Origin of the sequence: Streptomyces sp. NPDC014995, assembly GCF_043080745.1 — a bacterium.
In the GTDB taxonomy this organism is placed as follows: domain Bacteria; phylum Actinomycetota; class Actinomycetes; order Streptomycetales; family Streptomycetaceae; genus Streptomyces.
This window is the reverse complement of the sequence record NZ_JBIBVX010000053.1, coordinates 1-1375: the sequence shown is the minus strand read 5'-3', so window position 1 is coordinate 1375 and position 1375 is coordinate 1. Positions and strand designations below refer to the sequence as shown.

Sequence of the window (1375 nt, the reverse complement as noted above, 5' to 3'; positions counted from 1 at the left end):
TGCGGATCCTGCGGCACTGGATGTCGTACGGGGTGCGGATCTTCCGCGTGGACAACCCGCACACCAAGCCGGTGGTCTTCTGGGAGCGGGTCATCGCGGACATCAACCGCACCGACCCGGACGTGATCTTCCTCGCCGAGGCCTTCACCCGGCCCGCGATGATGCACACGCTCGCCCAGATCGGCTTCCAGCAGTCGTACACCTACTTCACCTGGCGTAACAGCAAGGAGGAGTTGACGGAGTACCTCACCGAACTGTCGGGGGAGGCGGCCTCCTACATGCGCCCGAACCTCTTCGTCAACACGCCGGACATCCTGCACGCCCACCTCCAGCACGGCGGCCGTCCCGCCTTCGAGGCGCGGGCCGTGCTGGCGGCGACCCTGTCGCCGACGTGGGGCGTCTACAGCGGCTACGAGCTGTGCGAGAACACCCCGGTGCGCGAGGGCAGTGAGGAGTACCTCGACTCGGAGAAGTACCAGCTCAGGCCCCGCGACTGGGAGGCGGCCGAGCGCGAGGGCCGCACCATCGCCCCGCTGATCACCCGCCTCAACGAGATCCGGCGGGCGAACCCGGCCCTGTGCCAACTGCGCGACCTGTACTTCCACCACACCGACAAGGACGCGGTGATCGCCTACTCGAAGCGGAGCGGTTCGAACACGGTTCTGGTGGTCGTCAACCTCGACCCCCACCACACCCAGGAGGCGACGGTCTCGTTGGACATGCCGCAACTCGGCCTGGAGTGGCACGAGTCGGTGCCGGTGCGCGATCTGCTCACCGGCGAGACCTATTACTGGGGCAGGGCCAATTACGTGCGTCTCGAACCGGGCACCCGGCCCGCGCACGTCTTCACCGTCCTGCGACCGTCCAACCCGCAGATCGGAGGGTCACCCACACGATGATCGTCAACGAGCCCGTTCCGGACACCTTCGAGGACACCCCCGCGAAAGACCGCGACCCCGACTGGTTCAAGCGCGCGGTCTTCTACGAAGTCCTCGTCCGCTCCTTCCAGGACAGCAACGGCGACGGCGTCGGCGACCTCAAGGGCCTCACCGCCAAACTCGACTACCTGCAATGGCTCGGCGTCGACTGCCTCTGGCTCCCGCCCTTCTTCAAATCGCCCCTGAAGGACGGGGGATACGACGTCTCGGACTACACCGCCGTCCTCCCCGAGTTCGGCGACCTCGCCGACTTCGTGGAATTCGTCGACTCCGCCCACCAGCGCGGCATGCGCGTCATCATCGACTTCGTCATGAACCACACCAGCGACCAGCACCCGTGGTTCCAGGAATCGAGGAAGGACCCCGACGGCCCCTACGGCGACTACTACATGTGGGCCGACGACGACAAGCAGTACGCCGACGCCCGCATCATCTTC

General features: G+C 66.3%; 1 protein-coding gene and 1 pseudogene. Both read left to right on the top strand.

Annotation, left to right across the window (positions count from 1 at the left end; all coding sequences use genetic code 11):
- Positions 1 to 899, top strand: a pseudogene (locus ACF1A1_RS39325) (alpha-1,4-glucan--maltose-1-phosphate maltosyltransferase); the annotation flags it as partial.
- Positions 896 to 1375: alpha-amylase family glycosyl hydrolase (locus tag ACF1A1_RS39320; RefSeq protein WP_392006989.1), on the top strand; the 480-nt coding region annotated here is incomplete at its 3' end. The pseudogene ACF1A1_RS39325 and the gene ACF1A1_RS39320, both read left to right, overlap by 4 nt.